We start from the raw sequence: 20,406 nt of genomic DNA, 5'->3' as shown, positions 1-20,406 counted from the left end.
CATGCAGCATCTCGATCTGCAGGTCATCCGCCGGGCGCTGGAGTGGTCGCTGGCCGGGCAGCGCATCTGGCTGTGCACGGTGCTGACGACTTACGGCTCGGCGCCACGCGCGCCGGGTTCGCTGCTGGCGGTCAATGCTGGCGGGCAGTGGATGGGGTCGCTGTCCGGTGGTTGCGTCGAGGAAGACTTTCTCGAGCGCGTTGCCGAAGGTGCGTTTCTCGATGCGGTCAACGTGGTGCGTTACGGTGAGGGCGATGATCCGCGTTCGCGGGTCAGCCTGCCGTGTGGCGGCATTCTTGATGTACTGGTTGAGAAATTCGACGCCGACTGCGACGTGCAGGTGCATCTGCGTGAGCTGGAGTCGGCGTTGCTCGGTCAGCGTCGGTTGATTCGTGAGGTCGATCTGGTCTCAGGCGCGCGCAGCGTATTTGCAGATCAGGAGCAGGGCGCGCGGATCGAGCGCGAGATTGATCGCGTGCGGATCCGCATCGGTGCGGCGCAACGGTTGTTGCTCGCGGGTTATTCCAGCGTGGCGCAGGCCTGTGCCGAGTTTGCGGTCGGTCTCGGCTTCGAGGTGATTCTCTGCGATCCGCGTGATGAAGTACTGGAGGGTGTAGTGCTGAATGGCGTGGAAATTCGTCGGCAATTGCCGTCGGTGTTCATTGCTGACGGCGGCTGCCATCGCGACACGGCGGTGGTGGCGTTGACCCATGATCCACGCATCGACGACCTGGCGATGATGGAAGCGGTGCGCACCGAAGCGTTTTACATCGGCGTGATGGGTTCGCTGAAGACATCGCAGAAACGCTTCGAGCGTTTGCGCCGGATAGGTGGGTTGGGTGAGGTTGAACTGGCGCGGATTCATGCGCCAATCGGGCTTAACCTTGGCAGCAAGACGCCAGCGGAGATTGCCTTGGCGGTACTCGCGGATATCTTGCGGATTCGTAGCGGGATTGCTCGCGATCGACTCTGACACAACCAATACTTGTGGCGAGGGAGCAAGCTCCCTCGCCACAAGTGTTTTTGCGGTCAGAAAATCTGATCAGAAACCGAGCTTGTCTCGCAGCCCGTAGTACCAGGCACCCATTGCCGCGAACGGCGTACGCAGCAATTGCCCGCCCGGGAACGGGTAGTGCGGCAGATCGGCAAACGCATCGAATCGTTCAGCCTGACCACGCAGCGCTTCGGCCAGCACCTTGCCGGCGAGATGCGTATAAGTCACGCCGTGGCCACTGCAACCCTGCGAATAATAGATGTTGTCGCCCAGGCGCCCGACCTGCGGCAAGCGCGACAGGGTCAGCAGGAAATTTCCGGTCCACGCGTAATCAATCTTCACGTCTTTAAGCTGCGGAAAGGCCTTGAGCATTTTCGGGCGGATGATCGCTTCGATGTTCGCCGGATCGCGCGCGCCGTACACCACGCCGCCGCCGAAGATCAAGCGCTTGTCGCCCGTCAGGCGGTAGTAGTCGAGCAGGTAGTTGCAGTCTTCGACGCAGTAGTCTTGCGGCAACAAAGTCTTCGCCAATTCATCACTCAACGGCTCGGTGGCAATCACCTGGGTGCCGCACGGCATGGACTTGGCCGCCAGTTCCGGCACCAGATTGCCCAGGTACGCGTTGCCGGCAACGATGATGAACTTGGCCCTCACCTTGCCTTGCGGCGTGTGCACCACCGGGTTGGCACCGCGCTCGATGCGCACGGCGGGGGATTGTTCATAGATAGTGCCACCGAGCGATTCCACCGCTGCAGCTTCGCCGAGCGCCAGATTCAGTGGGTGGATGTGCCCGCCGCTCATGTCGAGCATGCCGCCGACGTATTGATCGCACGCCACCACTTCACGGATGCGTCGTTGATCGAGCAACTCAAGCTGAGTGTGGCCGAAGCGCTCCCACAGGCGCTTCTGCGATTCCAGATGCCCCATCTGCCGCGCCGAGACGGCGGCGAATACGCCGCCATCCTTCAGATCGCACTGGATGTTGTACGTGGCAACACGCTCGCGAATGATCCGTCCGCCCTCGAACGCCATATGCCCGAGCAACTGCGCCTGCTTCGGGCCGACGCTGCGCTCGATCACATCGATGTCGCGGCTATAACTGTTAACGATCTGCCCGCCATTGCGTCCGGAAGCGCCGAAGCCGACTTTGGCAGCCTCAAGCACAGTCACGCGAAAACCGTTCTCCAGCAGGAACAGGGCAGAGGACAGTCCCGTATACCCGGCGCCGATCACACAGACATCCGTCTCTACCTCATCCTGCAAGGCCGGACGTGGCGGTACGGCATTCGCCGACGCAGCGTAATAAGACTCTGGGTAAGGAGTGTTCGCCATCCTGCAGCCTCTGTTTAATATATTTTACGAGTGCACCGATCCTACCCGAGTTGAAAATCCTCCGCCAGCCTGGGCAAAAACCAGTGCCCATGGCGCGAAATTAAATATTTTGCATATTCATAGGGTTAGGTGAAAAAAAGGTGTTGACACCCCTCCGGAATTCCGTAGAATGCCGCCTCACAGCAGGCACGTAGCTCAGTTGGTTAGAGCACCACCTTGACATGGTGGGGGTCGTTGGTTCGAGTCCAATCGCGCCTACCAAACAAAATCCGCTCTGCTGGGCGGTCTAGAAGGGCTCACCGAAAGGTGGGCCCTTTTTTGTTGTCTTTGATTTCATGCAGAGCGTTCACAAAATATCGGGCTCGTTCACACTGGGCAATGTGAACTCCAAAACCTCCTTTCTTCGATGCGTAACAACACACCAAGGGAATCGCAATGAGAGCATGGACAGCGGTTGCACTGCTGGCTCTGGCAGGGGCAACAAATGCATGGGCGGCAGAAGACTTCCGTTGCACGATTGAAAGCACCGTCGCCGCTAAAGAAAAGCCGATAAACGCATTTTTCATCGGCAAACAGTTCACCGTAGAAAGGCGGACTGGATTGATGGCAGGCGCCCTGAAGAATTCTTACGTCACCGCCCCACAAGTTATTGACTACGGCTCGACTGAGAATAGCTACAAGGCCGTAGCGACCATGCGGAAGGATCAGGGGGCGGGAGTTGGTTCAAGCATCTATGCACTGACGATCAATGAGTATGACGAGGGCGACAGAAAGCCCTTCATCTTCCTGCAAAACGACGAAGCGTTTCTTGGTTGGTGCGAGCATTTCTGATTTGAGGTGGGTCGCAAAGCGTACCGAAACCCTTCCCGTGCTCGGTCAGCTGTAGCTGCAACTATCGGCAACGTGCTGCTGGCCCCTAGCCATTGCGGGCATTACTATCACTGAACCTTTTCGGTGAGATGTAAGCATGAGCGATGACGTAAAGAAGACTTGGCAGCAGTTTGTTTCCGAGTACCAGGCGCCTTCAGAAGCCGCTTGGATCAATGACTTCGCCATCAGGTGCTTCAGGGATACGGGAGACGGTGATTACATTGCTGCGAGGTTGGCCCTGAATGCTGGTTTGGCTACACAGGCCATATGGTCTGGGTTGCAAGCTGTCGAAAAGTACTTGAAGTGCATGCTGCTTCTTCGCAGGGTCAGCTCAAAGGGGCTAGGGCACAAAATCGCTGAAGGCCTTGGGCTGTTAAATGATCGCTTAGGCTACGACATCGTTTTGCCCGACCACGAGCAAGCGTTCTTCAACCACCTCGCAGAGTCTTGTGGTGATCGATATCTAGTCGCATCACTCCACCTATTCGATCACGAGCTATCAGGGTTAGATGCACTGGTGTCGCCTCCGCCAGTACTGCGATGTGCTTGATGTCGAGCACTATAACGACAAGCCATCTGAAGCGGTTTTGTCTAGGAGCCTGGATAAGATCAAGTCGAGGCTGGACGGAGAGCCTATTGGTGGACACCTAGAGCGCGGCGCTCTTGAGAAGATTCTGGCTGACCAGCATCACCGGGCCCATGAAGGTCTTGTCTGGCGTAACGCAATGTTCGGTGGGGGGTAGCCTTTCAGCGCCTCGTCTGAAAATTTCAACTTCGTGGCGACCAACTCGCCGTTGTACTTAAATCCTCAAATCGTCAGGGCGGTGAGTAAACTGGTGCATCTGCCTAAGGGGGCTCTGGAAGCGTTCGAAGAACTCGCAATGCAGCGAGGAAAGGTTTGACGCCTCTTGGTATGGCGCCTTTGTGGTGGTCTTGCAATACATCAGTAATGGATTGAACTGATCCGATTGGATACCAGTACGGCGACCACTCGAGACGGAAGAAACCCTGAGGTAGATCGAACGAGGTGACGCGATGGTGGCAAGCCATGACACGCGGTAGGATCGCGTACTACCAGCAGACCATAAGGATGGTCAGCAGTGCCGTTGCCGCCGGCCTATGAAGCGCTTACTGGGTTTCGGGGCATTCGAAGTTCCAGGAATAAATCTTCATGTCTTTGATTTTTTCACCCACAGTTCCCACGCCCAAGCAGATATCCTTTTTTTTGTAATTGAAACTGCAAAAGCGAACGCCCTCTGTGCATGACTCTATTTCAACAAGTCCTTCTCTCATAAGAATATTTTCGACGCCAAACTCTCCAGAATAGGTTCTGTTCGGCTGCCAGCCACTTTTGATCAGGGCTTTTCTGGCGCTGGTAAATGACATCCCCTCTTTGATTGGTAATTCTGCTGCGTGCGCAATGAAACTGGCGAAGCACGACAGGCTGATCAAAATCGTTCGCAGTATCATTGCTCTGTACCGCCGAAGCTTTTGTACATCGCTGCTACCTTAGAGTATTCAGTAAAAGGTTGGCCGGATGGCTTGCCGTTGATAGGCCGATTTCCCTGGCCTGGTCCCATGGGTAATGCTTCCCATTTTTTCGAGGCTTTCCCCACTGCCCCTTTCAAATCCCCACTGATCAGTAATTCGATGGCGCCGACCTTTCGCAGTAGTTCAACGGCAATCAAATCCTGTGTTCCTGGGCTGAAGTCAGTTAGTCCCATTGCTGTCACCGAATTTTCGGACCAAGTGGCTTTAGTGACCTGGTATCTGCCTGAGGCCGTAGTTGAGCCGCCATAACCGGGACCGGGATGGGTAGACTCATCACTAAATGTCCACTTGCCGGCTTTAAAGCCAGGCGCCCAGCCATAGCCATACTTGGCGTGGTAGTCGCCTCCCTCAACCTGCGCAAGAGTTTCAAGAAATGCTCTGACGTTGGTGTTTTTTAGAAACTCGGCATTCTGAGTGCGCCGAACTTGTTGCTTGGCGGACAGCAACAATTTTTTTTGAGTGACGTCCTTTATGGGTGTCACCACTGCCTCAGCCTTGACCGACATGTTTCTGCCATTTTTGCTGAGCACTCCGGTCGCAGCGGGCATACTCAATCCTCCAGAAACAGTTTGATGTTTTCTGGCAAGTGCGAGCTCACAACGTGGGTGAAACCCATTGCATCGCTTACGCCGTGTTCTATGCTCCCGTCTTTGCGCTGGATGGCATAGTCGAGATTCGCCAGCGGTTCGCCGGACTCTTCGTCGACGAGTCTGAACTTATCGCTAAAATGTACGGGCATAGGTATCAGCCCACTAAACGGTGCTGCCACTACGGTGTCACCAATAATGACTGAGCCAGATCCGCCTATAACCACGTTGCCGTGGCCACCGGTACTGTCCTTAGTCGCCGCATTCAGTCCGTTTATAAAAACCGTGGTACTCACGCCGCCGGTGATGGGGCTGCCGCAGGCGGATTTGTCGGTCATTCGAGCTGCGGCGAGGCCGTCGAAGTTCACGTTGGGGGAGCCGCTGGCAATCGGGTTGGTGCCGTGTCCCGGTAGTGGGCAACTGGTGGGGTCTGTTACTCGCGCAGCAGGTTTGCCACTCATGGGAAATTCCTTTTCAAAGTTTCAAGTGGGCGTTGGCAGGCCTTCGCTGAATCTCGCGATCCTAGCTATCAGGCCTCATGAAATGCCTGGCGGTGCGAGTGGGAATAGTCGTGTCGAGTGCGCATTCGAAGGGAATGGCCCCGCACATGGATGAAGATCACATCAAATTTAACCGTCCCTGTAAAATTCGCTCGCGGATAATCCTATTAAATACAGGAGGCGGTCAATAACAGTTACATGTTTTAGGTTGACAGTCTGCGAAGCGCGGAAAGACGGGAATTTTACGATAATGTGCCTTGCTTGATCAGTAGTCCGGATTTCTAGACGGATTTATGATTTTTCATCCACTTTATTGTTTTGAACGCTCCGCTTTAACTCACCATCTGGCGGCGACCATTAAAAATATGTGGTTATTTAATGACTTGCGTATGATTTTAACCAACCAGTTATCGAAAATACGTTGTTACACAAAGGATATTTCAGTAACATTCGTCCCGCGTTCACCACCACGGTTTATGCATTTTTAAATCCCAAGCTTCCATCAGCTGCTTGGGATTTTTTTTGCCTGCGATTTGCCTCTCTCCGATTTTCGCTCCAGACCGACACTCAACGGCCGCGAGCGAATCCCTGCTTTTTCGACTACTACTCTCAGGCTGATTTCTAAATCCGTCCGACGGGAGTCTATCGATGCTTTCTCATTGGTTTCTTGCAGCTATTCATCTGCTGGCATTTGCCTTGGGCTTCTGGGCGGTGCTGACCCGTGGCGCTGCTTTCAGTCGCCTGGCGGCCGGGGCGGGGGAGGCTCGGCGTGTGTTGATCGCCGACAATCTGTGGGGGCTTTCTGCTTTGGTGTTGCTGGTGACTGGCGGCATGCGCGCCTTCGGCGGTTTTGAGAAGGGCACTGACTATTATCTACACCAGCCGCTATTTCATTTGAAGATGACTTTGTTCGTGTTGATTCTGCTGCTGGAGCTTGCGCCGATGATCACGTTGATCAAGTGGCGTATCGCACAGTCGCGCAGTGCGCCGCTGGATATGCGGCGTCTGAAGCTGTTTGCGCGAATCAGTCATGTCGAAGCGCTGCTGATGGTGCTGATGGTGATTGCTGCTACGGGCATGGCGCGCGGCGTCACATTTGGGTAGGTGAGCGCGATTCCGAGCGATGTATCAGAAACGTCCGACAGCCAGTCATGGGAATGGCAGGTAACATCGGCTGCGAAAAGGGGAGTAGGGCGGGAGAGATGACAACGCAGGCGCCGTGACCTGTGGGGCGGGAAGCAGATGGCAATACGGCGCTCGAATCTTTAGCCAGTCATCACGCGAAGGCAAACGAACTGGCTACTGACTGCAGGTTTCAGGGGGTTTGTGGCTTGTCCGGAGCGGTCAGGCCAGCCTGAATGCGCTGGTAGATTTCTTCACGGTGCACGGCAACGTTTTTCGGGGCGTTGATGCCGATCCGAACTTGCTGGCCGCTGACGCCGAGAATGGTGATGGTGATGTCATCACCAATATTTATGCTTTCACCGACTTTGCGGGTGAGTATCAGCATGGTCTTCTCCTTGATTGCTTTGTAGGGCACCTGATTCAGACAGTGCAGAGGTCGGTGGTACGTATAGATTAGTGCGAAGTCTCACAATTTGGGTGCCTCATTCTGACGCGCAGATGCGGCATTAATTCCCAGCGCGTAACTATACAGGGGGAGCAATCATCAATCTCGTTGTTTTGTGCCCATTTTGCGGGGGCTTTGGCAGTATTTGCGATGTTAAGATCGCTGCTTTGAGAATTTCGAGGAAAACGTTGTGCGCAAACTGGTCTGGGTAATCGCGGCACTGGCATTGGCGGGATGTGGTGAAGGTAAAAGCGTGGACGCGCAGAAGCCGAAATCCGCAGCGGTAACGGCGCCTGCTGTCGCCGCAGGTCCGCAGTGGGATCTGGAAGTGCGTGGCGAAACTCCCCAGGCTGTCAGCGATCTCAGCGGTTGGCTGATCGAACATGGCTTTGTCACCAGTGTCATTCGCGATGCCAATGGCAAAACCCGGATTCTGGTCGGTCCGTTCAATTCGCAGGCGGATGCCGAAGCGCGCCAGGCGCAATTGAGCGCGGCGCTGATCAAGGCGAAAAAACAGAATATTGAATCGCTGATCCTTGAGCGTCCGGCCGCACAATAAACGGACCATTCAGCGGAGCTGACTAAAGCGGATTCCAAGCGGCTCGTTTTCATGGGATTCACTGATGAATTCCTCAAGGAGCTCCGCATGGCCTCCGCCAATCCGTACAAGCTGTTTGACGTGATTTTGCGTCAGAAAACCCGGCTGACTCCGCATTTGATGCGGATCACGCTCGCCAGTCCGGCAGTCACCGAGATGGCGACTTGGGCGCCCGATCAACGAGTGAAGTTGTTTTTCCCCGCCACCGATGGTTCGCCTGCCAAACTTTCTCAGGGTGAGGGCTGGTATGCGCGTTTCCGCGCGATGCTGGCTGACCGCCGCCCCGCGATGCGCACTTACACCATCCGCCACTTGCGCGCCGCACAGGGTGAAGTGGATATCGATTTCGTTCTGCATGGTGAAACCGGCCCGGCGTCTCGTTGGGCGTTGCGCGCGCAACCTGGCGAGTCGATGCAAATCCTCGCGCCGGACAGGGATTTTTCTGCGCAGGACGCGGGTGGTTTCGAATGGAAGCCGCCACAAACCCTTAAGCAGCTGTTACTGGTAGCCGATGCGACCGCATTGCCCGCCGCTATGGGTATTCTCGATGAGCTCGCGGCGCTCGCGGAGCCACCGCAGACCGAAGCATTTTTTGAAGTGGATAGTCGTGAGGACATGCTCGCAGTTCCCGACTGGCCCGGGCTTTCGGTGCAGTGGCTGATTCGCGAGCAAGCGGTAGCTGGCTCGTTGATGGTGGAGGCGGTGCGGCAGGCAGCATTACCTGCCGACGCATCATCTGTCCGTCAGGCAGTCGACTTGGCCGACGTCGATATCGATGAAGAAATTCTCTGGGAAACTGCCGGGGCGGCCACTGAAGGATTTTATGGCTGGATCGCCGGCGAATCCGCTGCGGTCATGAATCTGCGCAAGTACCTCATCAAGGAGCGCGGAATCCCGCGCGAATCACTCAATCTGATGGGTTACTGGCGTTACAACAAGGCTGGTAGCTAGCCACAAAAAAGGCCTCGTTCGAGGCCTTTTTTTTATGCGCTCGATCAGCCGCAAGATCTCATGTTCACCGGGCCGACGAACTCGTTGCCGCGTCCCATCACGCACGCCACGCTCTGGTTGCGCTGACGTTCCCAGTCTTGCACCGGATAGGTCTTGTCCCACGCTTCGTACAATTGCCGATCCTGCTTCGACAGGCGCAAGCCGTATTGCTTGCTCATGTAGAAATAAGTGCGGGCGATCATGCCGCGAATCGAAGGGCGGGGCATGACTTTCTTCGCCTTGAAATCGACCTGGGTCAGGCAGGAACCATACTGGCCCTGCTGCACCGGCAGCCAACCGAAGCTGAAATTGCTGCGATCGCCGTTGACCTCGCCAATGCTCGGTACCAGGTTGTGCAAGTCGGCTTCGGCTTTCTGATAGGTAGGATCGTAGCGCGTGCAGTTTTTGCGCCCACCTTCCTGCCAGCATTGACGCTGATGGCCGATTTGCCAGGCTGGAACGATGTGCTCCCATTCAATCCGTGAGGCGCGCTTGGCGTTCTTGCGCGGCACGTAACCGCAAGCGGCCAGATCGACTCGGTTGCCGGTGTACTTGCACCCGCAATAAAACTCGGTGGACTGCGGCGCGTAGAGCTTCCAGGCGACCTTCTTGGCTTCAGAGAATGTCCGGGGTGCGCCAGCGTTGGCGCCCATGGAAACGAACAGCAACAGCACAGCAATAAAACGCAAACTCATTAAATCAATCTTCCTTCGGCACAACCCAGAAAATCTGCACGCCGCCATCGTCGCGATAAGCGAGGGTGACGTTGTCGTTCTCGTCGATTTCTTCCAGCAACTGCTCCCATTCATCCACGGGTTCATCCGGCAGACGAAAGATCAACGCAGCCTTGGCTTTTTGCGCGGTGGGGGAATTGATGATTTTTTGCACGCGAATGCCCATACGCGCATAGGTATCAGGAGCATCAGGGGAGGTGGCCACGAGGTTATCCTTATTAAGCTGTACGTGCATACAGTATTTAACTGTAGGCATTTTCGCAACTGCTTAAAATTCAAGAAAATCCTCTGACAGCGGTTTTCCGCTTTTGATGTAACTCGAGTCGGATTTTTTTGCAGGATAGAGGTGAAGCGCTTGTAGGATTTTGCACCACTCGCCGGCGTGGCCAGTGGCGCAAAAAAAGCCCGATCAGGATGCGATCGGGCGAGGATCAATCAATATTCCCAGAACATCCGCTGCAGTTCTTTGCTGTCGTTGGTCTTGGTCAGTGCGACCATCGCCAGGATGCGCGCTTTCTGTGGGTTCAGGTCGTGAGCCACAACCCAGTCGTACTTGTCGTCAGGCTGTTCAGCGTTACGCAGAACGAAACCGCCGGCATTGACGTGGGACGAGCGAATGATCTGCACGCCGTCCTTACGCAGGGCTTGCAACGCCGGAACTACGCGCGAAGACACCGAACCGTTGCCGGTACCCGCGTGGATGATCGCTTTGGCGCCGGATTGCGCGAAGGCTTTGTAGGCGGTATCGCCCACGTTGCCGTAGGAATAGGCGATCTCTACATCAGGCAGACTCTTGATGTCTTTGATGTCGAATTCCGAATCCATGGTGTGGCGCTTGGCTGGCAGGCGGAACCAGTAGGACTTGCCTTCAACGACCATGCCCAGTGGGCCCCAGGCGCTTTTGAAGGCTTCGGTCTTGATGTTGATCATTTTGCTGACATCGCGACCGGACTGGATTTCGTCGTTCATGGTCACCAGCACGCCTTTGCCGCGCGCGTCTTTGCTGCTGGCAACGGCTACGGCGTTGTACAGGTTGAGCATGCCATCTGCCGACATCGCGGTGCCTGGGCGCATCGAGCCGACAACGATGATTGGCTTGTCGGTTTTCTCTACCAGATTGAGGAAGTAAGCGGTTTCTTCCAGGGTGTCGGTGCCATGGGTGATGACGATGCCGTCGACGTCTTTGCTGTCGGCCAGTTCGGCTACGCGGCGACCCAGTTGCAGCAGGTTTTCATTGGTGATGCTTTCCGAGGCGATCTGCATGACTTGTTCGCCACGCACGTTCGCCAGTTTGTTCAATTCCGGAATGCCGGCGATCAATTGTTCAATGCCAACCTTGGCCGCCTGATAGGTGGCGCTGTTGGCTGCGCTGGCGCCAGCGCCGGCAATGGTGCCGCCGGTGGCCAGTACTACCACGTTGGCCAGTTTGGTCTGGGCTTCAACTTCTTTTGCTTGAAGAGCGGTGGGCAGGAGCAGCAGGAGGGCCAAAGCGCCCGGAACGAAGGTTTTGAAAGCAGATTTCATTATTTTTCTCTCTAGTAGTGAGACGGTGCTGATGCAGGTTCATCTAGATGCGCCCCTTCGCGATCTGAGGGGCGCAGGGAAGGGAGCAGGATCTGTACCATCCGTACTGTGCTTGAGAAAATTGTTTAACTTGATGATTTACATCAATATTTTATCGTCAGATAAAACGTCGCGAGCATTCGGAGTCCGGTATTCCGAACAACAATGCCTTTCACGTTCGGCTCTCCGAAAAGGCCTGCATGATCAGTCGGACATGCGCGGTTGCCTATTGCGGATTCTCTGCTAAAGAAACCACCCGAATGGCCGATGTGCTCCCTAAGGAATCTATTTTTTCAGGAGTTCATATGTCGTTGACCGTCGGTTTTCCTCATCCCAACACCATCACCATCGGTGGCAAGACGCCGGCTGCAATTGATGCCTTGAATGAGGCCGCTGCCAAGGAGTCGGACCAGTTGCTGGGTAAGGAAGAGGTCAAGACCAATCAAGTCAGAACCGGCGGCCCTGCGCAGGAAGAACCTCAGGTCGAGAGCGGTGGCAATCAAAGTATCACCGTGAAAATGCTGCTCAAGCGCATGCAGGAACTGCAAAAGCAACTGCAAGAACAGCAGCAGCAACTGGCCGCCGCGCAAGCTGCGAGTTATCCGACCCCTGAAGCCAAAGCTACCCGGGTGATGGCTATTCAGGGCCAGATCGCCGCCACCAGCGGTGCACTCGCCCAAGTAGCGGCGAGCCTGGTGAAGGAGCTGACCAAGAGCGCGGGCGGCGTGATCAACACTACGGCATAAGATGCGCGGCGATTCTGGTGAATCGCTTAACCAAAAAAGCCGATTTTCTAACGTTGACAAATCTCGGCAGGATTCGCATAGTTCGGTCTACGCAAACGTTTGCGCGGCCTCCACGATGGGCTACAGTCATCGGGGACGCAGCGAAGCTTACGCCAGCGCAAGCGTTGCTCACAATAATCATAAGATCGGAGTGAACCCATGAAGCTGCCATTCGCTGGACGTCTTCTCGCTGTCGCCATGCTGGCTGCCGCGTCCGCTGCACTGCCTGTCTCCTCGGCCTTCGCCGAAACCCCGGAAAAACCTAAAGTCGCGCTGGTCATGAAGTCTCTGGCCAACGAATTCTTCCTGACCATGGAAGACGGCGCCAAGGCCTACCAGAAAGACCACGCCGCCGATTTCGACCTGATCTCCAACGGCATCAAGGACGAAACAGACACCGCCGGCCAGACGCGCATCGTCGAGCAAATGATTCTGGCCAAGGTCAATGCGCTGGTGATCGCGCCGGCTGACTCCAAAGCCATGGTGCCGGTGATCAAAAAAGCCATCGATGCCGGTATCACCGTGATCAACATCGATAACCAGCTCGACCCGGCCGTGGTCAAAAGCAAAAACCTCACTGTGCCTTTCGTAGGCCCGGACAACCGCAAAGGCGCGCGTCTGGTGGGTGAGTACCTGGCCAAACAATTGAAGGCTGGTGACCAAGTCGGCATCATTGAAGGTGTATCGACCACCACCAATGCCCAGGCGCGTACCGCTGGCTTCAAGGACGCGATGGAAGCGGCGCAGATCAAAGTGGTCTCGCTGCAATCGGGTGATTGGGAAATCGACAAGGGCAACAAGGTTGCCGCTTCGATCCTCAGCGAATACCCGGACGTCAAAGCCCTGCTCGCCGGCAACGACAGCATGGCCGTCGGCGCCGTGTCCGCTGTGCGTGCCGCCGGCAAGGCTGGCAAAGTGCAAGTGGTCGGTTATGACAACATCAATGCCATCAAGCCAATGCTCAAAGACGGCCGCGTGTTGGCGACTGCCGACCAGTTCGCTGCCAAGCAAGCGGTGTTCGGCATTGAGACTGCACTGAAAATCGTCAAGGGTGAGAAGGTCGACACCGGCACCAATGGCGTAGTCGAAACGCCAGTCGAACTGGTCACCAAGTAAGCCTTCTGGCGACACAAATGGCGCTCGTCCGTCCGGGCGAGCCCATGGAGATTTCTTATGTCAGTTTCCGCTCCGAACGCTGTCCTCACGGTCAGCGGTATCGGTAAGACTTATGCGCAGCCGGTGCTCTCGGACATCGACCTGACGCTGATGCGCGGTGAAGTGCTGGCACTGACCGGCGAGAATGGCGCCGGTAAAAGCACTCTGTCGAAAATCATAGGCGGGCTGGTCACACCGACCACCGGCCAGATGCAGTTTCAGGGCAAAGACTATCGCCCCGGCAGTCGGACTCAGGCTGAAGAGCTTGGCGTACGCATGGTCATGCAAGAACTCAATCTGCTGCCGACGCTGTCGGTCGCAGAAAATCTGTTTCTCGACAATTTGCCGAGTAACGGTGGCTGGATCAGCCGCAAGCAATTGCGCAAGGCTGCAATCGAGGCAATGGCGCAAGTCGGTCTCGATGCGATTGATCCGGATACCCTTGTTGGTGAACTGGGCATCGGTCACCAGCAAATGGTCGAAATCGCCCGCAACCTGATCGGCGATTGCCACGTGCTGATCCTCGACGAACCGACCGCGATGCTCACGGCTCGCGAAGTCGAAATGCTCTTCGAGCAGATCACCCGCTTGCAGGCGCGCGGCGTTTCGATCATCTATATCTCGCACCGCCTCGAAGAACTGGCGCGCGTGGCGCAACGGATCGCCGTGCTGCGTGACGGCAATCTGGTCTGCGTCGAGCCGATGGCCAATTACAACAGCGAGCAACTGGTCACGTTGATGGTCGGTCGTGAGCTGGGCGAACACATCGATATGGGGCCGCGCAACATCGGCGCGCCTGCATTGACGGTCAAAGGCCTGACCCGTTCCGACAAGGTGCGCGACGTTTCCTTTGAGGTGCGTGCCGGCGAGATCTACGGTATTTCCGGATTGATCGGGGCAGGGCGCACTGAGCTGCTGCGCTTGATTTTCGGCGCGGATATCGCCGACAGCGGCACCGTCGCGCTTGGTTCGCCAGCGCAGGTGGTGAGCATTCGCTCGCCGGTCGATGCGGTGCGCAACGGCATTGCCTTGATTACCGAAGACCGCAAGGGCGAAGGTTTGCTGCTCAGCCAGTCGATCAGCGCCAACATCGCACTCGGCAACATGCCGGAGATTTCCAGCGGCGGTTTCGTAAACAATGCTGACGAAGTATCTCTGGCGCAACGGCAGATCGCTGCCATGCGTATCCGCAGCTCCAGCCCGACACAACTGGTGTCCGAGCTGTCCGGCGGCAACCAGCAAAAAGTCGTGATCGGCCGTTGGCTCGAGCGTGATTGCTCCGTGCTGCTGTTCGATGAGCCGACCCGCGGTATCGACGTCGGTGCCAAGTTCGACATTTATGCCTTGCTCGGTGAATTGACCCGTCAGGGCAAAGCGCTGGTGGTGGTGTCCAGTGATCTGCGTGAATTGATGTTGATCTGCGACCGCATCGGCGTGCTGTCCGCCGGGCGCCTGATCGACACCTTCGAGCGCGATAGCTGGACCCAGGATGACTTGCTTGCCGCCGCGTTCGCCGGCTACCAAAAACGTGATGCGCTGCTCAACGAAGCCGCGCCTAGGGATCTCCCATGAAAACTGCATCTTCCGCCAGCAAACGTAGTGGCAATTTTTACGGGCTCGGCACTTATCTAGGCCTGGCCGGGGCCTTGCTGGCGATGATCGCGCTGTTCTCGGTCATGAGCAGTCACTTTCTGTCATACGACACGTTCAGCACGCTGGCCAACCAGATTCCCGATTTGATGGTGTTGGCGGTGGGCATGACGTTCGTGCTGATCATCGGCGGCATCGACCTGTCGGTGGGTTCAGTGCTGGCGCTCGCCGCATCGACGGTCAGCGTGGCGATCCTGGGCTGGGGCTGGAGCGTTTTGCCGGCTGCATTGCTCGGCATGGCCGTGGCTGCATTGGCCGGCACAGTCACCGGTTCGATCACCGTGGCGTGGCGTATTCCGTCGTTCATCGTCTCGCTCGGCGTGCTGGAAATGGCCCGTGGCCTGGCGTATCAGATGACCGGCTCGCGCACTGCTTATATAGGTGACTCCTTCGCCTGGCTGTCGAACCCGATTGCCTTCGGCATTTCGCCGTCGTTCATCATTGCTCTTCTGGTGATCTTCATCGCCCAGGCAGTGCTTACCCGCACGGTGTTCGGTCGTTATCTGATCGGCATTGGCACCAACGAAGAAGCCGTGCGGCTGGCGGGGATCAATCCCAAGCCCTACAAGATTCTGGTGTTCAGCCTGATGGGGTTGCTCGCGGGTGTCGCTGCACTGTTCCAGATTTCGCGTCTGGAAGCGGCGGATCCAAACGCCGGTTCCGGCCTTGAGCTGCAAGTGATCGCTGCGGTGGTAATCGGTGGCACCAGTCTGATGGGCGGGCGCGGTTCGGTGATCAGTACTTTTTTTGGTGTACTGATCATTTCCGTACTGGCGGCCGGTCTGGCGCAGATTGGTGCGACCGAGCCGACCAAGCGCATCATCACCGGTGCAGTGATCGTCGTGGCCGTGGTGCTCGATACTTATCGCAGTCAACGCGCAAGCCGGCGGGGCTGAACCATGGCAACAATCAAGGATGTGGCGGCGCTCGCGGGGATTTCCTACACGACCGTGTCCCACGTGGTGAACAAGACCCGGCCGGTCAGCCAGGAAGTGCGGCTCAAAGTCGAGGCGGCCATCAAGACCCTCGATTATGTGCCCAGCGCCGTGGCGCGGTCGTTGAAGGCCAAGACCACCGCGACAATCGGCCTGCTGGTGCCTAACAGCCTCAACCCGTACTTCGCCGAGCTGGCGCGGGGTATCGAGGATTACTGTGAGCGCAACGGTTACTGCGTGATCCTGTGCAACTCCGACGACAACCCGGACAAGCAGCGCAGCTACCTGCGCGTGCTGCTGGAGAAACGCATCGATGGCTTGATCGTCGCCTCCGCTGGCGGTGATCGTGGCCTGGCCGAAGGGCTGGCTGCAGTGAAAACGCCGATGGTCATTGTCGACCGCAGCCTGGACGGTGTGGATGCGGACCTGGTGCGGATCGACCACGAATACGGTGCGTACCTGGCCACTCGGCATTTGCTGGAGTTGGGGCATCGCGACATCGCCACCATCGGCGGTCCGGCAGATACCCGCGTGGCGCAAATGCGTCTCGCGGGTTTCCGTCGGGCGATGCAGGAGGCTGGTGTCGAAGTTGTGCCTGAGCGTGTGCTGGAAAGCGATTTCACCAGCACCGGCGGTTACAACGCAGCGGCGGTATTGCTGGCGAACAACCCGCCCAGCGCGATCTTTGCCGGTAACGACATGATCGGTATCGGTGTGCTGCGCGCGGCTGCCGAACGCAATGTGCGAGTGCCGAGCGCGTTGTCGGTGATCGGCTTCGACGATATCCAGATGAGCCGTTATGTGTACCCGGCGCTGACTACGGTCGGCCAGTCGATCCTGCAACTGGGTGAGATGGCTGCCGAAGTGCTGCTGCGAAGGATCGCCACCCCGAGTCTGGCCACAGATCAGAAGATCGTGACCCCGAGTATTGTCCTGCGAGAATCGACCGCGCCGCTGTCCGGCGTGTTCACCGAGTACCGCTGAAACCGAATTGACGAGTAGTGATGAATGCCAGCAAAAGTAGTGGTAATAGGCAGCCTCAACATGGATCTGGTGACCCGTGCGCCACGCCTGCCTAGAGGCGGTGAAACGCTGATCGGCCATTCGTTCGCAACCGTGTCCGGCGGCAAGGGCGCCAATCAGGCAGTGGCCGCTGCGCGCTTGGGTGCACAAGTGGCAATGGTTGGCTGCGTCGGTAACGATCCCTATGGCGTGCAATTGCGTGAGGCGTTGCTGGCTGACCACATTGATTGTCTGGCTGTCAGCGTGGTCGAGGATTCCAGCGGCGTGGCATTGATTGTGGTCGATGACAACAGTCAGAACGCGATCGTGATCGTCGCCGGTGCCAATGGTGCTTTGACGCCTGCGGTGGTGGACCGATTCGACGCGGTATTGCAGGCAGCGGATGTGATCATCTGTCAGCTGGAAATTCCCGATGCCACGGTCGGCCATGCGCTCAAGCGCGGTCGTGAGCTGGGCAAAATCGTCATCCTCAATCCGGCGCCGGCAAGCCGCCCGCTGCCAGCGGATTGGTATGCATCGATCGATTACCTGATTCCCAACGAAAGCGAAGCGGCCGCCCTCAGTGGGTTGCCGGTAGATTCGCTGCAAACGGCAGAAGTCGCGGCCAGCCATCTGATCTCGATGGGTGCCGGCAAAGTGATCATCACTTTGGGTGCTGAGGGTTCGTTGTTCGCGAATGGCACAGGCTTTGAACATTTTCCGGCACCCAGGGTGAAAGCTGTGGATACCACGGCGGCGGGGGACACCTTTGTCGGTGGCTTCGCGGCTGCGCTGGCGTCTGGCAAAACCGAGGCCGATGCCATTCGTTACGGGCAAGTGGCGGCGGCGCTGTCGGTGACCCGTGCTGGCGCGCAACCTTCGATTCCCACTTCATCCGAAGTTCAGGCATTTAAACCCGTATGAAAAAGACTCCTTTGCTCAACGTCGCGCTCTCGCGCCTGATTGCCTCCCTTGGTCATGGCGACAAAGTGGTCATCGGCGATGCCGGTCTGCCGGTGCCACCGGGTGTCGAGCTGATTGATCTGGCTCTGACCCATGGCGTACCGGATTTCGTCAGCACCCTGAAAGTCGTGCTCAGCGAAATGCAGGTCGAGAGTCATGTGCTGGCCAACGAAATCTTCGACAAGAACCCGAGTGCGTTAACCACGCTGAACGAGTTGAATGACGAAGGCGCTCTCGGTCGACGCGATCTGCTCAGTCATGAGCAATTCAAGGTTCTTAGCCGACAGGCGCGGGCGATTGTTCGTACAGGCGAATGTCAGCCGTACTGCAACATCGTGTTGGTCGCCGGGGTAACATTTTAACGGGCGTCACGCCCAATTTTAATAAGCACAAGGAATGCGCCATGCACCGCTATGCTCAGAAACTGCACCAACTGATCCGGAGTCTGCTGCTTTTGTCCCTGATTACCGCGACCGGCGCCCAGGCGGCGGAAAAAATTGATCTGATCATCGACACTGACCCAGGTGCCGATGACGTGGTCGCTCTGCTGTTCGCTCTGGCTTCGCCGGAAGAACTGAATATTCGTGCGCTGACCACCGTGGCCGGCAACGTGCGTCTCGACAAGACTTCGCGCAACGCGCGACTGGCTCGTGAGTGGGCAGGGCGCGAGGAAGTGCCGGTGTACGCCGGTGCACCCAAGCCGCTGATGCGCACGCCGATCTACGCCGAAAACATCCATGGCAAGGAAGGCCTGTCGGGTGTCACCGTGCATGAGCCGAAAAAAGGCCTGGCCGAAGGCAATGCGGTCAACTACTTGATCGACACGCTGAAAAACGCCAAGCCGCACAGCATCACCATCGCCATGCTCGGTCCGCAGACCAACCTGGCACTTGCGTTGATCCAGGAGCCGGAGATCGTTAACGGCATCAAGGAAGTGGTAGTCATGGGTGGTGCCCACTTCAACGGTGGCAATATCACTCCTGTGGCCGAATTCAACCTGTTCGCGGATCCGCAAGCGGCTGAAGTGGTGCTCAAAAGTGGCGTGAAGATGACTTACCTGCCGCTGGACGTGACGCACAAGATTCTGACCAGTGACGCGCGCCTCAAGCAGATTGCTGCGCTGAACAACAATGCGGGCAAGATTGTCGGCGATATCCTCAATGAGTACGTCAAAGGCGATATGGAGCACTACGGCATCCCGGGTGGCCCGGTACACGACGCGACTGTCGTGGCGTATCTGCTCAAGCCTGAGCTGTTCACCGGTCGTTCGGTGAATGTGGTGGTCGACAGCCGTGAAGGCCCGACCTTCGGCCAAACCGTCGTTGACTGGTACGACGGCCTTAAAGCGCCGAAAAACGCCTTCTGGGTGGAAAATGGCGACGCACAAGGCTTCTTCGATCTGTTGACCGAGCGTCTGAAGCGCCTTAAGTAATCAGGTCGACAACCCGCAGGTGCCAGCTTGCGGGTTTTTTCTGGCCGATCTAGTCGGTCGGATATCTCTCGAAGATCTGCGCGATGAACTGCTGGGCCGCTACGGTCCCCAGTTCTTTCACCAGTAGATCGATGCCTATAAGCGCCAATTCTTCTGTGCTCCCCGGGCTATAAGAGCTGTGTCCGTCTGCCCATTTGGCTTTGATGTCGGCGTCGATGCTTACGGTGGTCATGATCGTGCTCGAAAAGTCGGAAGGTCTGGGTTTCGAGTTAACCATTTTGTCAGGCGTTTGGCACTGCGACTTAGGCATGAGCGCAGGGCTATGCGACACTTGGTCATTGACGAATAGACCCAGGATTGAGTTGTGCAGATCGATTTGAATTCTCCCGATGGCCTGACGCTTGAGTCGGTGCGCCAGTTACTGGCATCGGCCAGCGATGACGAACACACCCAGTTGCGCGTGACCAAGGGTGGTATCGCCTATATTTCTACTGGCGTTACGGGTGGTCAGAGCATCGACGGCTTGCTGTTTCGCCTCGAAACGTGGGCCAAGGGTTCCGGTTATGTGGGAAACGTCGCGGCCAGCGACGAGGTCTGGGTCATGCAGATCTACAATGCGCTCAAGGACAATTGGCCGAATCCGCCATTCGACTACATCGACGTCTATTGAGTCGCGTTAATATTCAGTGACGATTGTGTGGTTAAGCATCTGTCGCTGGTCAGGCACACTCGCCATTTTTCCGATCGTGGGGCAGGGTGATGGCTCTCGCCGCGAAACCAAACGCCGAAGTGGCGGTCGCACGATCTCAGTTCATCTATTGAAAGAAGGAGGCTTCATGCCTTGGAAGCTCGCGTCACTGGGTACTTTTATGGCCGTTGCCCTGCTGGCCGGTTGCAGTACTAGCTCGAGTGAGTCGGCAAAGGATCCAGTGGCGACCGAATCCGGTCACAGCCGCTGCGAAGCACAGGCTGCGCAATTCGCTGTTGGCAAAAAGGCTTCGCCCGAATTGCTGGAGCAGGCACGTACCAAAGCCGGCGCGCAAAATGCCCGTTTTCTCAAGCCTGATGACATGGTTACCCTGGAATATCGGTCCGATCGCCTGAACCTGAACACCGATAACGCATTGATGGTCACGCGCATCAACTGCGGCTGATCGCTGGCAGGCTTTTTTAGCAGGCATAAAAAACCCCGTCA

The 20,406-nt window shown here is 56.9% G+C and carries 24 protein-coding genes and 1 tRNA gene; 16 read left to right on the top strand and 9 right to left on the bottom strand.

Annotation, left to right across the window (positions count from 1 at the left end; all coding sequences use genetic code 11):
• Position 1: 1 nt before the first annotated feature.
• Positions 2–973: an XdhC family protein gene (locus ACP7BN_RS23780; protein WP_426206341.1), complete on the top strand. Its 972-nt coding sequence runs from the start codon at positions 2–4 to the stop codon at positions 971–973.
• Between the two features lie 69 nt (positions 974–1,042).
• Here the strand turns inward: ACP7BN_RS23780 and ACP7BN_RS23775 are convergent, their stop codons facing one another.
• A complete protein-coding gene (locus ACP7BN_RS23775; protein ID WP_426206340.1) occupies positions 1,043–2,326 on the bottom strand; it encodes an NAD(P)/FAD-dependent oxidoreductase in 1,284 nt (427 codons plus the stop codon).
• Positions 2,327–2,510: 184 nt separating this feature from the next.
• Between ACP7BN_RS23775 and ACP7BN_RS23770 the strand changes: the two genes are divergently transcribed.
• Positions 2,511–2,587, top strand: a tRNA-Val gene (locus tag ACP7BN_RS23770).
• A gap of 174 nt (positions 2,588–2,761) precedes the next feature.
• On the top strand, positions 2,762–3,157 hold the full coding sequence (locus ACP7BN_RS23765) for a hypothetical protein (protein ID WP_426206339.1): 396 nt from the start codon (positions 2,762–2,764) through the stop codon (positions 3,155–3,157).
• A gap of 1,167 nt (positions 3,158–4,324) precedes the next feature.
• Here ACP7BN_RS23765 and ACP7BN_RS23760 read toward each other — a convergent pair.
• From ACP7BN_RS23760 to ACP7BN_RS23750, 3 genes are read right to left on the bottom strand one after another with little or no spacing between them, the layout of a single operon-like run.
• Positions 4,325–4,666 (bottom strand): hypothetical protein, encoded by a 342-nt coding sequence (locus ACP7BN_RS23760; RefSeq protein WP_426206338.1) that lies wholly within the window; start codon positions 4,664–4,666, stop codon positions 4,325–4,327.
• Positions 4,663–5,295, bottom strand: a complete 633-nt coding sequence (locus ACP7BN_RS23755; RefSeq protein WP_426206337.1) for a hypothetical protein — start codon at positions 5,293–5,295, stop codon at positions 4,663–4,665. The genes ACP7BN_RS23760 and ACP7BN_RS23755 overlap by 4 nt, the downstream gene beginning before the upstream one ends.
• Positions 5,296–5,297: 2 nt before the next feature.
• Positions 5,298–5,795, bottom strand: coding sequence for a PAAR domain-containing protein (locus ACP7BN_RS23750; RefSeq protein ID WP_426206336.1), 498 nt, complete (start codon positions 5,793–5,795; stop codon positions 5,298–5,300).
• A 687-nt stretch (positions 5,796–6,482) separates the two neighbouring features.
• Here ACP7BN_RS23750 and ACP7BN_RS23745 point away from each other — a divergent pair.
• Complete coding sequence (locus ACP7BN_RS23745; RefSeq protein ID WP_426206335.1) at positions 6,483–6,938, top strand: DUF2214 family protein; 456 nt, start codon at positions 6,483–6,485, stop codon at positions 6,936–6,938.
• 211 nt (positions 6,939–7,149) lie between these two features.
• Here ACP7BN_RS23745 and csrA read toward each other — a convergent pair whose 3' ends face one another.
• Entirely contained in the window at positions 7,150–7,344 is a 195-nt protein-coding gene (gene csrA, locus ACP7BN_RS23740; RefSeq protein WP_003179932.1) for a carbon storage regulator CsrA, read from the bottom strand.
• Positions 7,345–7,594: 250 nt separating this feature from the next.
• Here csrA and ACP7BN_RS23735 point away from each other — a divergent pair, with 250 nt between their 5' ends.
• Entirely contained in the window at positions 7,595–7,963 is a 369-nt protein-coding gene (locus ACP7BN_RS23735) for an SPOR domain-containing protein (RefSeq protein ID WP_426206334.1), read from the top strand.
• A gap of 87 nt (positions 7,964–8,050) precedes the next feature.
• Complete coding sequence (locus ACP7BN_RS23730) at positions 8,051–8,953, top strand: siderophore-interacting protein (RefSeq protein WP_420648682.1); 903 nt, start codon at positions 8,051–8,053, stop codon at positions 8,951–8,953.
• Between the two features lie 44 nt (positions 8,954–8,997).
• Here ACP7BN_RS23730 and ACP7BN_RS23725 read toward each other — a convergent pair whose 3' ends face one another.
• The 3 genes from ACP7BN_RS23725 to ACP7BN_RS23715 form a co-directional block, all read right to left on the bottom strand.
• Positions 8,998–9,687 (bottom strand): endonuclease, encoded by a 690-nt coding sequence (locus ACP7BN_RS23725; RefSeq protein ID WP_426206333.1) that lies wholly within the window; start codon positions 9,685–9,687, stop codon positions 8,998–9,000.
• Between the two features lie 4 nt (positions 9,688–9,691).
• On the bottom strand, positions 9,692–9,982 hold the full coding sequence (locus ACP7BN_RS23720; RefSeq protein ID WP_426206332.1) for a DUF1654 domain-containing protein: 291 nt from the start codon (positions 9,980–9,982) through the stop codon (positions 9,692–9,694).
• 179 nt (positions 9,983–10,161) lie between these two features.
• Positions 10,162–11,250 carry an asparaginase gene (locus ACP7BN_RS23715; protein WP_420648679.1) on the bottom strand — a complete coding sequence of 363 codons (1,089 nt, stop codon included), beginning with the start codon at positions 11,248–11,250 and terminating at the stop codon, positions 10,162–10,164.
• A gap of 344 nt (positions 11,251–11,594) precedes the next feature.
• On the opposite strand from ACP7BN_RS23715, the gene ACP7BN_RS23710 reads away from it, so the two are divergent.
• The 8 genes from ACP7BN_RS23710 to ACP7BN_RS23675 all read left to right on the top strand — a co-directional run bounded on the left by ACP7BN_RS23710 (position 11,595) and on the right by ACP7BN_RS23675 (position 19,211).
• Positions 11,595–12,035: a hypothetical protein gene (locus ACP7BN_RS23710; protein ID WP_420648678.1), complete on the top strand. Its 441-nt coding sequence runs from the start codon at positions 11,595–11,597 to the stop codon at positions 12,033–12,035.
• A gap of 198 nt (positions 12,036–12,233) precedes the next feature.
• Entirely contained in the window at positions 12,234–13,190 is a 957-nt protein-coding gene (locus ACP7BN_RS23705) for a sugar ABC transporter substrate-binding protein (RefSeq protein ID WP_420648677.1), read from the top strand.
• Positions 13,191–13,247: 57 nt separating this feature from the next.
• Positions 13,248–14,801, top strand: a complete 1,554-nt coding sequence (locus ACP7BN_RS23700; protein ID WP_420648676.1) for a sugar ABC transporter ATP-binding protein — start codon at positions 13,248–13,250, stop codon at positions 14,799–14,801.
• A complete protein-coding gene (locus ACP7BN_RS23695) occupies positions 14,798–15,775 on the top strand; it encodes an ABC transporter permease (protein WP_420648675.1) in 978 nt (325 codons plus the stop codon). Before ACP7BN_RS23700 ends, ACP7BN_RS23695 begins: the two co-directional genes overlap by 4 nt.
• 3 nt (positions 15,776–15,778) lie before the next feature.
• The gene (locus tag ACP7BN_RS23690) at positions 15,779–16,798 is read left to right on the top strand and encodes a LacI family DNA-binding transcriptional regulator (RefSeq protein WP_426206331.1); all 1,020 of its coding nucleotides are present in this window, start codon (positions 15,779–15,781) and stop codon (positions 16,796–16,798) included.
• Between the two features lie 24 nt (positions 16,799–16,822).
• Positions 16,823–17,740 carry a ribokinase gene (rbsK, locus tag ACP7BN_RS23685; protein WP_426206330.1) on the top strand — a complete coding sequence of 306 codons (918 nt, stop codon included), beginning with the start codon at positions 16,823–16,825 and terminating at the stop codon, positions 17,738–17,740.
• Positions 17,737–18,141 (top strand): D-ribose pyranase, encoded by a 405-nt coding sequence (gene rbsD / locus ACP7BN_RS23680; protein ID WP_426206329.1) that lies wholly within the window; start codon positions 17,737–17,739, stop codon positions 18,139–18,141. The genes rbsK and rbsD overlap by 4 nt, the downstream gene beginning before the upstream one ends.
• 41 nt (positions 18,142–18,182) lie before the next feature.
• Positions 18,183–19,211, top strand: a complete 1,029-nt coding sequence (locus ACP7BN_RS23675; RefSeq protein ID WP_426206328.1) for a nucleoside hydrolase — start codon at positions 18,183–18,185, stop codon at positions 19,209–19,211.
• Positions 19,212–19,260: 49 nt separating this feature from the next.
• On the opposite strand, the gene ACP7BN_RS23670 is transcribed toward ACP7BN_RS23675, so the two are convergent.
• Positions 19,261–19,443: a hypothetical protein gene (locus tag ACP7BN_RS23670; protein ID WP_420648670.1), complete on the bottom strand. Its 183-nt coding sequence runs from the start codon at positions 19,441–19,443 to the stop codon at positions 19,261–19,263.
• A gap of 132 nt (positions 19,444–19,575) precedes the next feature.
• On the opposite strand from ACP7BN_RS23670, the gene ACP7BN_RS23665 reads away from it, so the two are divergent.
• Together ACP7BN_RS23665 and ACP7BN_RS23660 are read left to right on the top strand one after the other, a co-directional pair.
• Positions 19,576–19,881 (top strand): hypothetical protein, encoded by a 306-nt coding sequence (locus tag ACP7BN_RS23665; protein WP_426206327.1) that lies wholly within the window; start codon positions 19,576–19,578, stop codon positions 19,879–19,881.
• 166 nt (positions 19,882–20,047) lie between these two features.
• Positions 20,048–20,365 carry an I78 family peptidase inhibitor gene (locus ACP7BN_RS23660; RefSeq protein WP_426206326.1) on the top strand — a complete coding sequence of 106 codons (318 nt, stop codon included), beginning with the start codon at positions 20,048–20,050 and terminating at the stop codon, positions 20,363–20,365.
• Positions 20,366–20,406 lie beyond the last annotated feature (41 nt).

The organism is Pseudomonas sp. TWP3-1, from assembly GCF_049896625.1.
Taxonomy (GTDB): domain Bacteria; phylum Pseudomonadota; class Gammaproteobacteria; order Pseudomonadales; family Pseudomonadaceae; genus Aquipseudomonas.
Note: the sequence above shows the minus strand (reverse complement) of the source record. Positions and strands in the feature narration are given on the sequence as shown.

Coding starts and splice junctions, on each gene's coding strand:
- ACP7BN_RS23780 (WP_426206341.1), top strand. CDS start 2: ATGCAGCATCTCGATCTGCAGGTCATCCGCCGGGCGCTGGAGTGGTCG.
- ACP7BN_RS23775 (WP_426206340.1), bottom strand. CDS start 2,326: ATGGCGAACACTCCTTACCCAGAGTCTTATTACGCTGCGTCGGCGAAT.
- ACP7BN_RS23765 (WP_426206339.1), top strand. CDS start 2,762: ATGAGAGCATGGACAGCGGTTGCACTGCTGGCTCTGGCAGGGGCAACA.
- ACP7BN_RS23760 (WP_426206338.1), bottom strand. CDS start 4,666: ATGATACTGCGAACGATTTTGATCAGCCTGTCGTGCTTCGCCAGTTTC.
- ACP7BN_RS23755 (WP_426206337.1), bottom strand. CDS start 5,295: ATGCCCGCTGCGACCGGAGTGCTCAGCAAAAATGGCAGAAACATGTCG.
- ACP7BN_RS23750 (WP_426206336.1), bottom strand. CDS start 5,795: ATGAGTGGCAAACCTGCTGCGCGAGTAACAGACCCCACCAGTTGCCCA.
- ACP7BN_RS23745 (WP_426206335.1), top strand. CDS start 6,483: ATGCTTTCTCATTGGTTTCTTGCAGCTATTCATCTGCTGGCATTTGCC.
- csrA (WP_003179932.1), bottom strand. CDS start 7,344: ATGCTGATACTCACCCGCAAAGTCGGTGAAAGCATAAATATTGGTGAT.
- ACP7BN_RS23730 (WP_420648682.1), top strand. CDS start 8,051: ATGGCCTCCGCCAATCCGTACAAGCTGTTTGACGTGATTTTGCGTCAG.
- ACP7BN_RS23725 (WP_426206333.1), bottom strand. CDS start 9,687: ATGAGTTTGCGTTTTATTGCTGTGCTGTTGCTGTTCGTTTCCATGGGC.
- ACP7BN_RS23720 (WP_426206332.1), bottom strand. CDS start 9,982: ATGCCTACAGTTAAATACTGTATGCACGTACAGCTTAATAAGGATAAC.
- ACP7BN_RS23715 (WP_420648679.1), bottom strand. CDS start 11,250: ATGAAATCTGCTTTCAAAACCTTCGTTCCGGGCGCTTTGGCCCTCCTG.
- ACP7BN_RS23710 (WP_420648678.1), top strand. CDS start 11,595: ATGTCGTTGACCGTCGGTTTTCCTCATCCCAACACCATCACCATCGGT.
- ACP7BN_RS23705 (WP_420648677.1), top strand. CDS start 12,234: ATGAAGCTGCCATTCGCTGGACGTCTTCTCGCTGTCGCCATGCTGGCT.
- ACP7BN_RS23700 (WP_420648676.1), top strand. CDS start 13,248: ATGTCAGTTTCCGCTCCGAACGCTGTCCTCACGGTCAGCGGTATCGGT.
- ACP7BN_RS23695 (WP_420648675.1), top strand. CDS start 14,798: ATGAAAACTGCATCTTCCGCCAGCAAACGTAGTGGCAATTTTTACGGG.
- ACP7BN_RS23690 (WP_426206331.1), top strand. CDS start 15,779: ATGGCAACAATCAAGGATGTGGCGGCGCTCGCGGGGATTTCCTACACG.
- rbsK (WP_426206330.1), top strand. CDS start 16,823: ATGCCAGCAAAAGTAGTGGTAATAGGCAGCCTCAACATGGATCTGGTG.
- rbsD (WP_426206329.1), top strand. CDS start 17,737: ATGAAAAAGACTCCTTTGCTCAACGTCGCGCTCTCGCGCCTGATTGCC.
- ACP7BN_RS23675 (WP_426206328.1), top strand. CDS start 18,183: ATGCACCGCTATGCTCAGAAACTGCACCAACTGATCCGGAGTCTGCTG.
- ACP7BN_RS23670 (WP_420648670.1), bottom strand. CDS start 19,443: ATGACCACCGTAAGCATCGACGCCGACATCAAAGCCAAATGGGCAGAC.
- ACP7BN_RS23660 (WP_426206326.1), top strand. CDS start 20,048: ATGCCTTGGAAGCTCGCGTCACTGGGTACTTTTATGGCCGTTGCCCTG.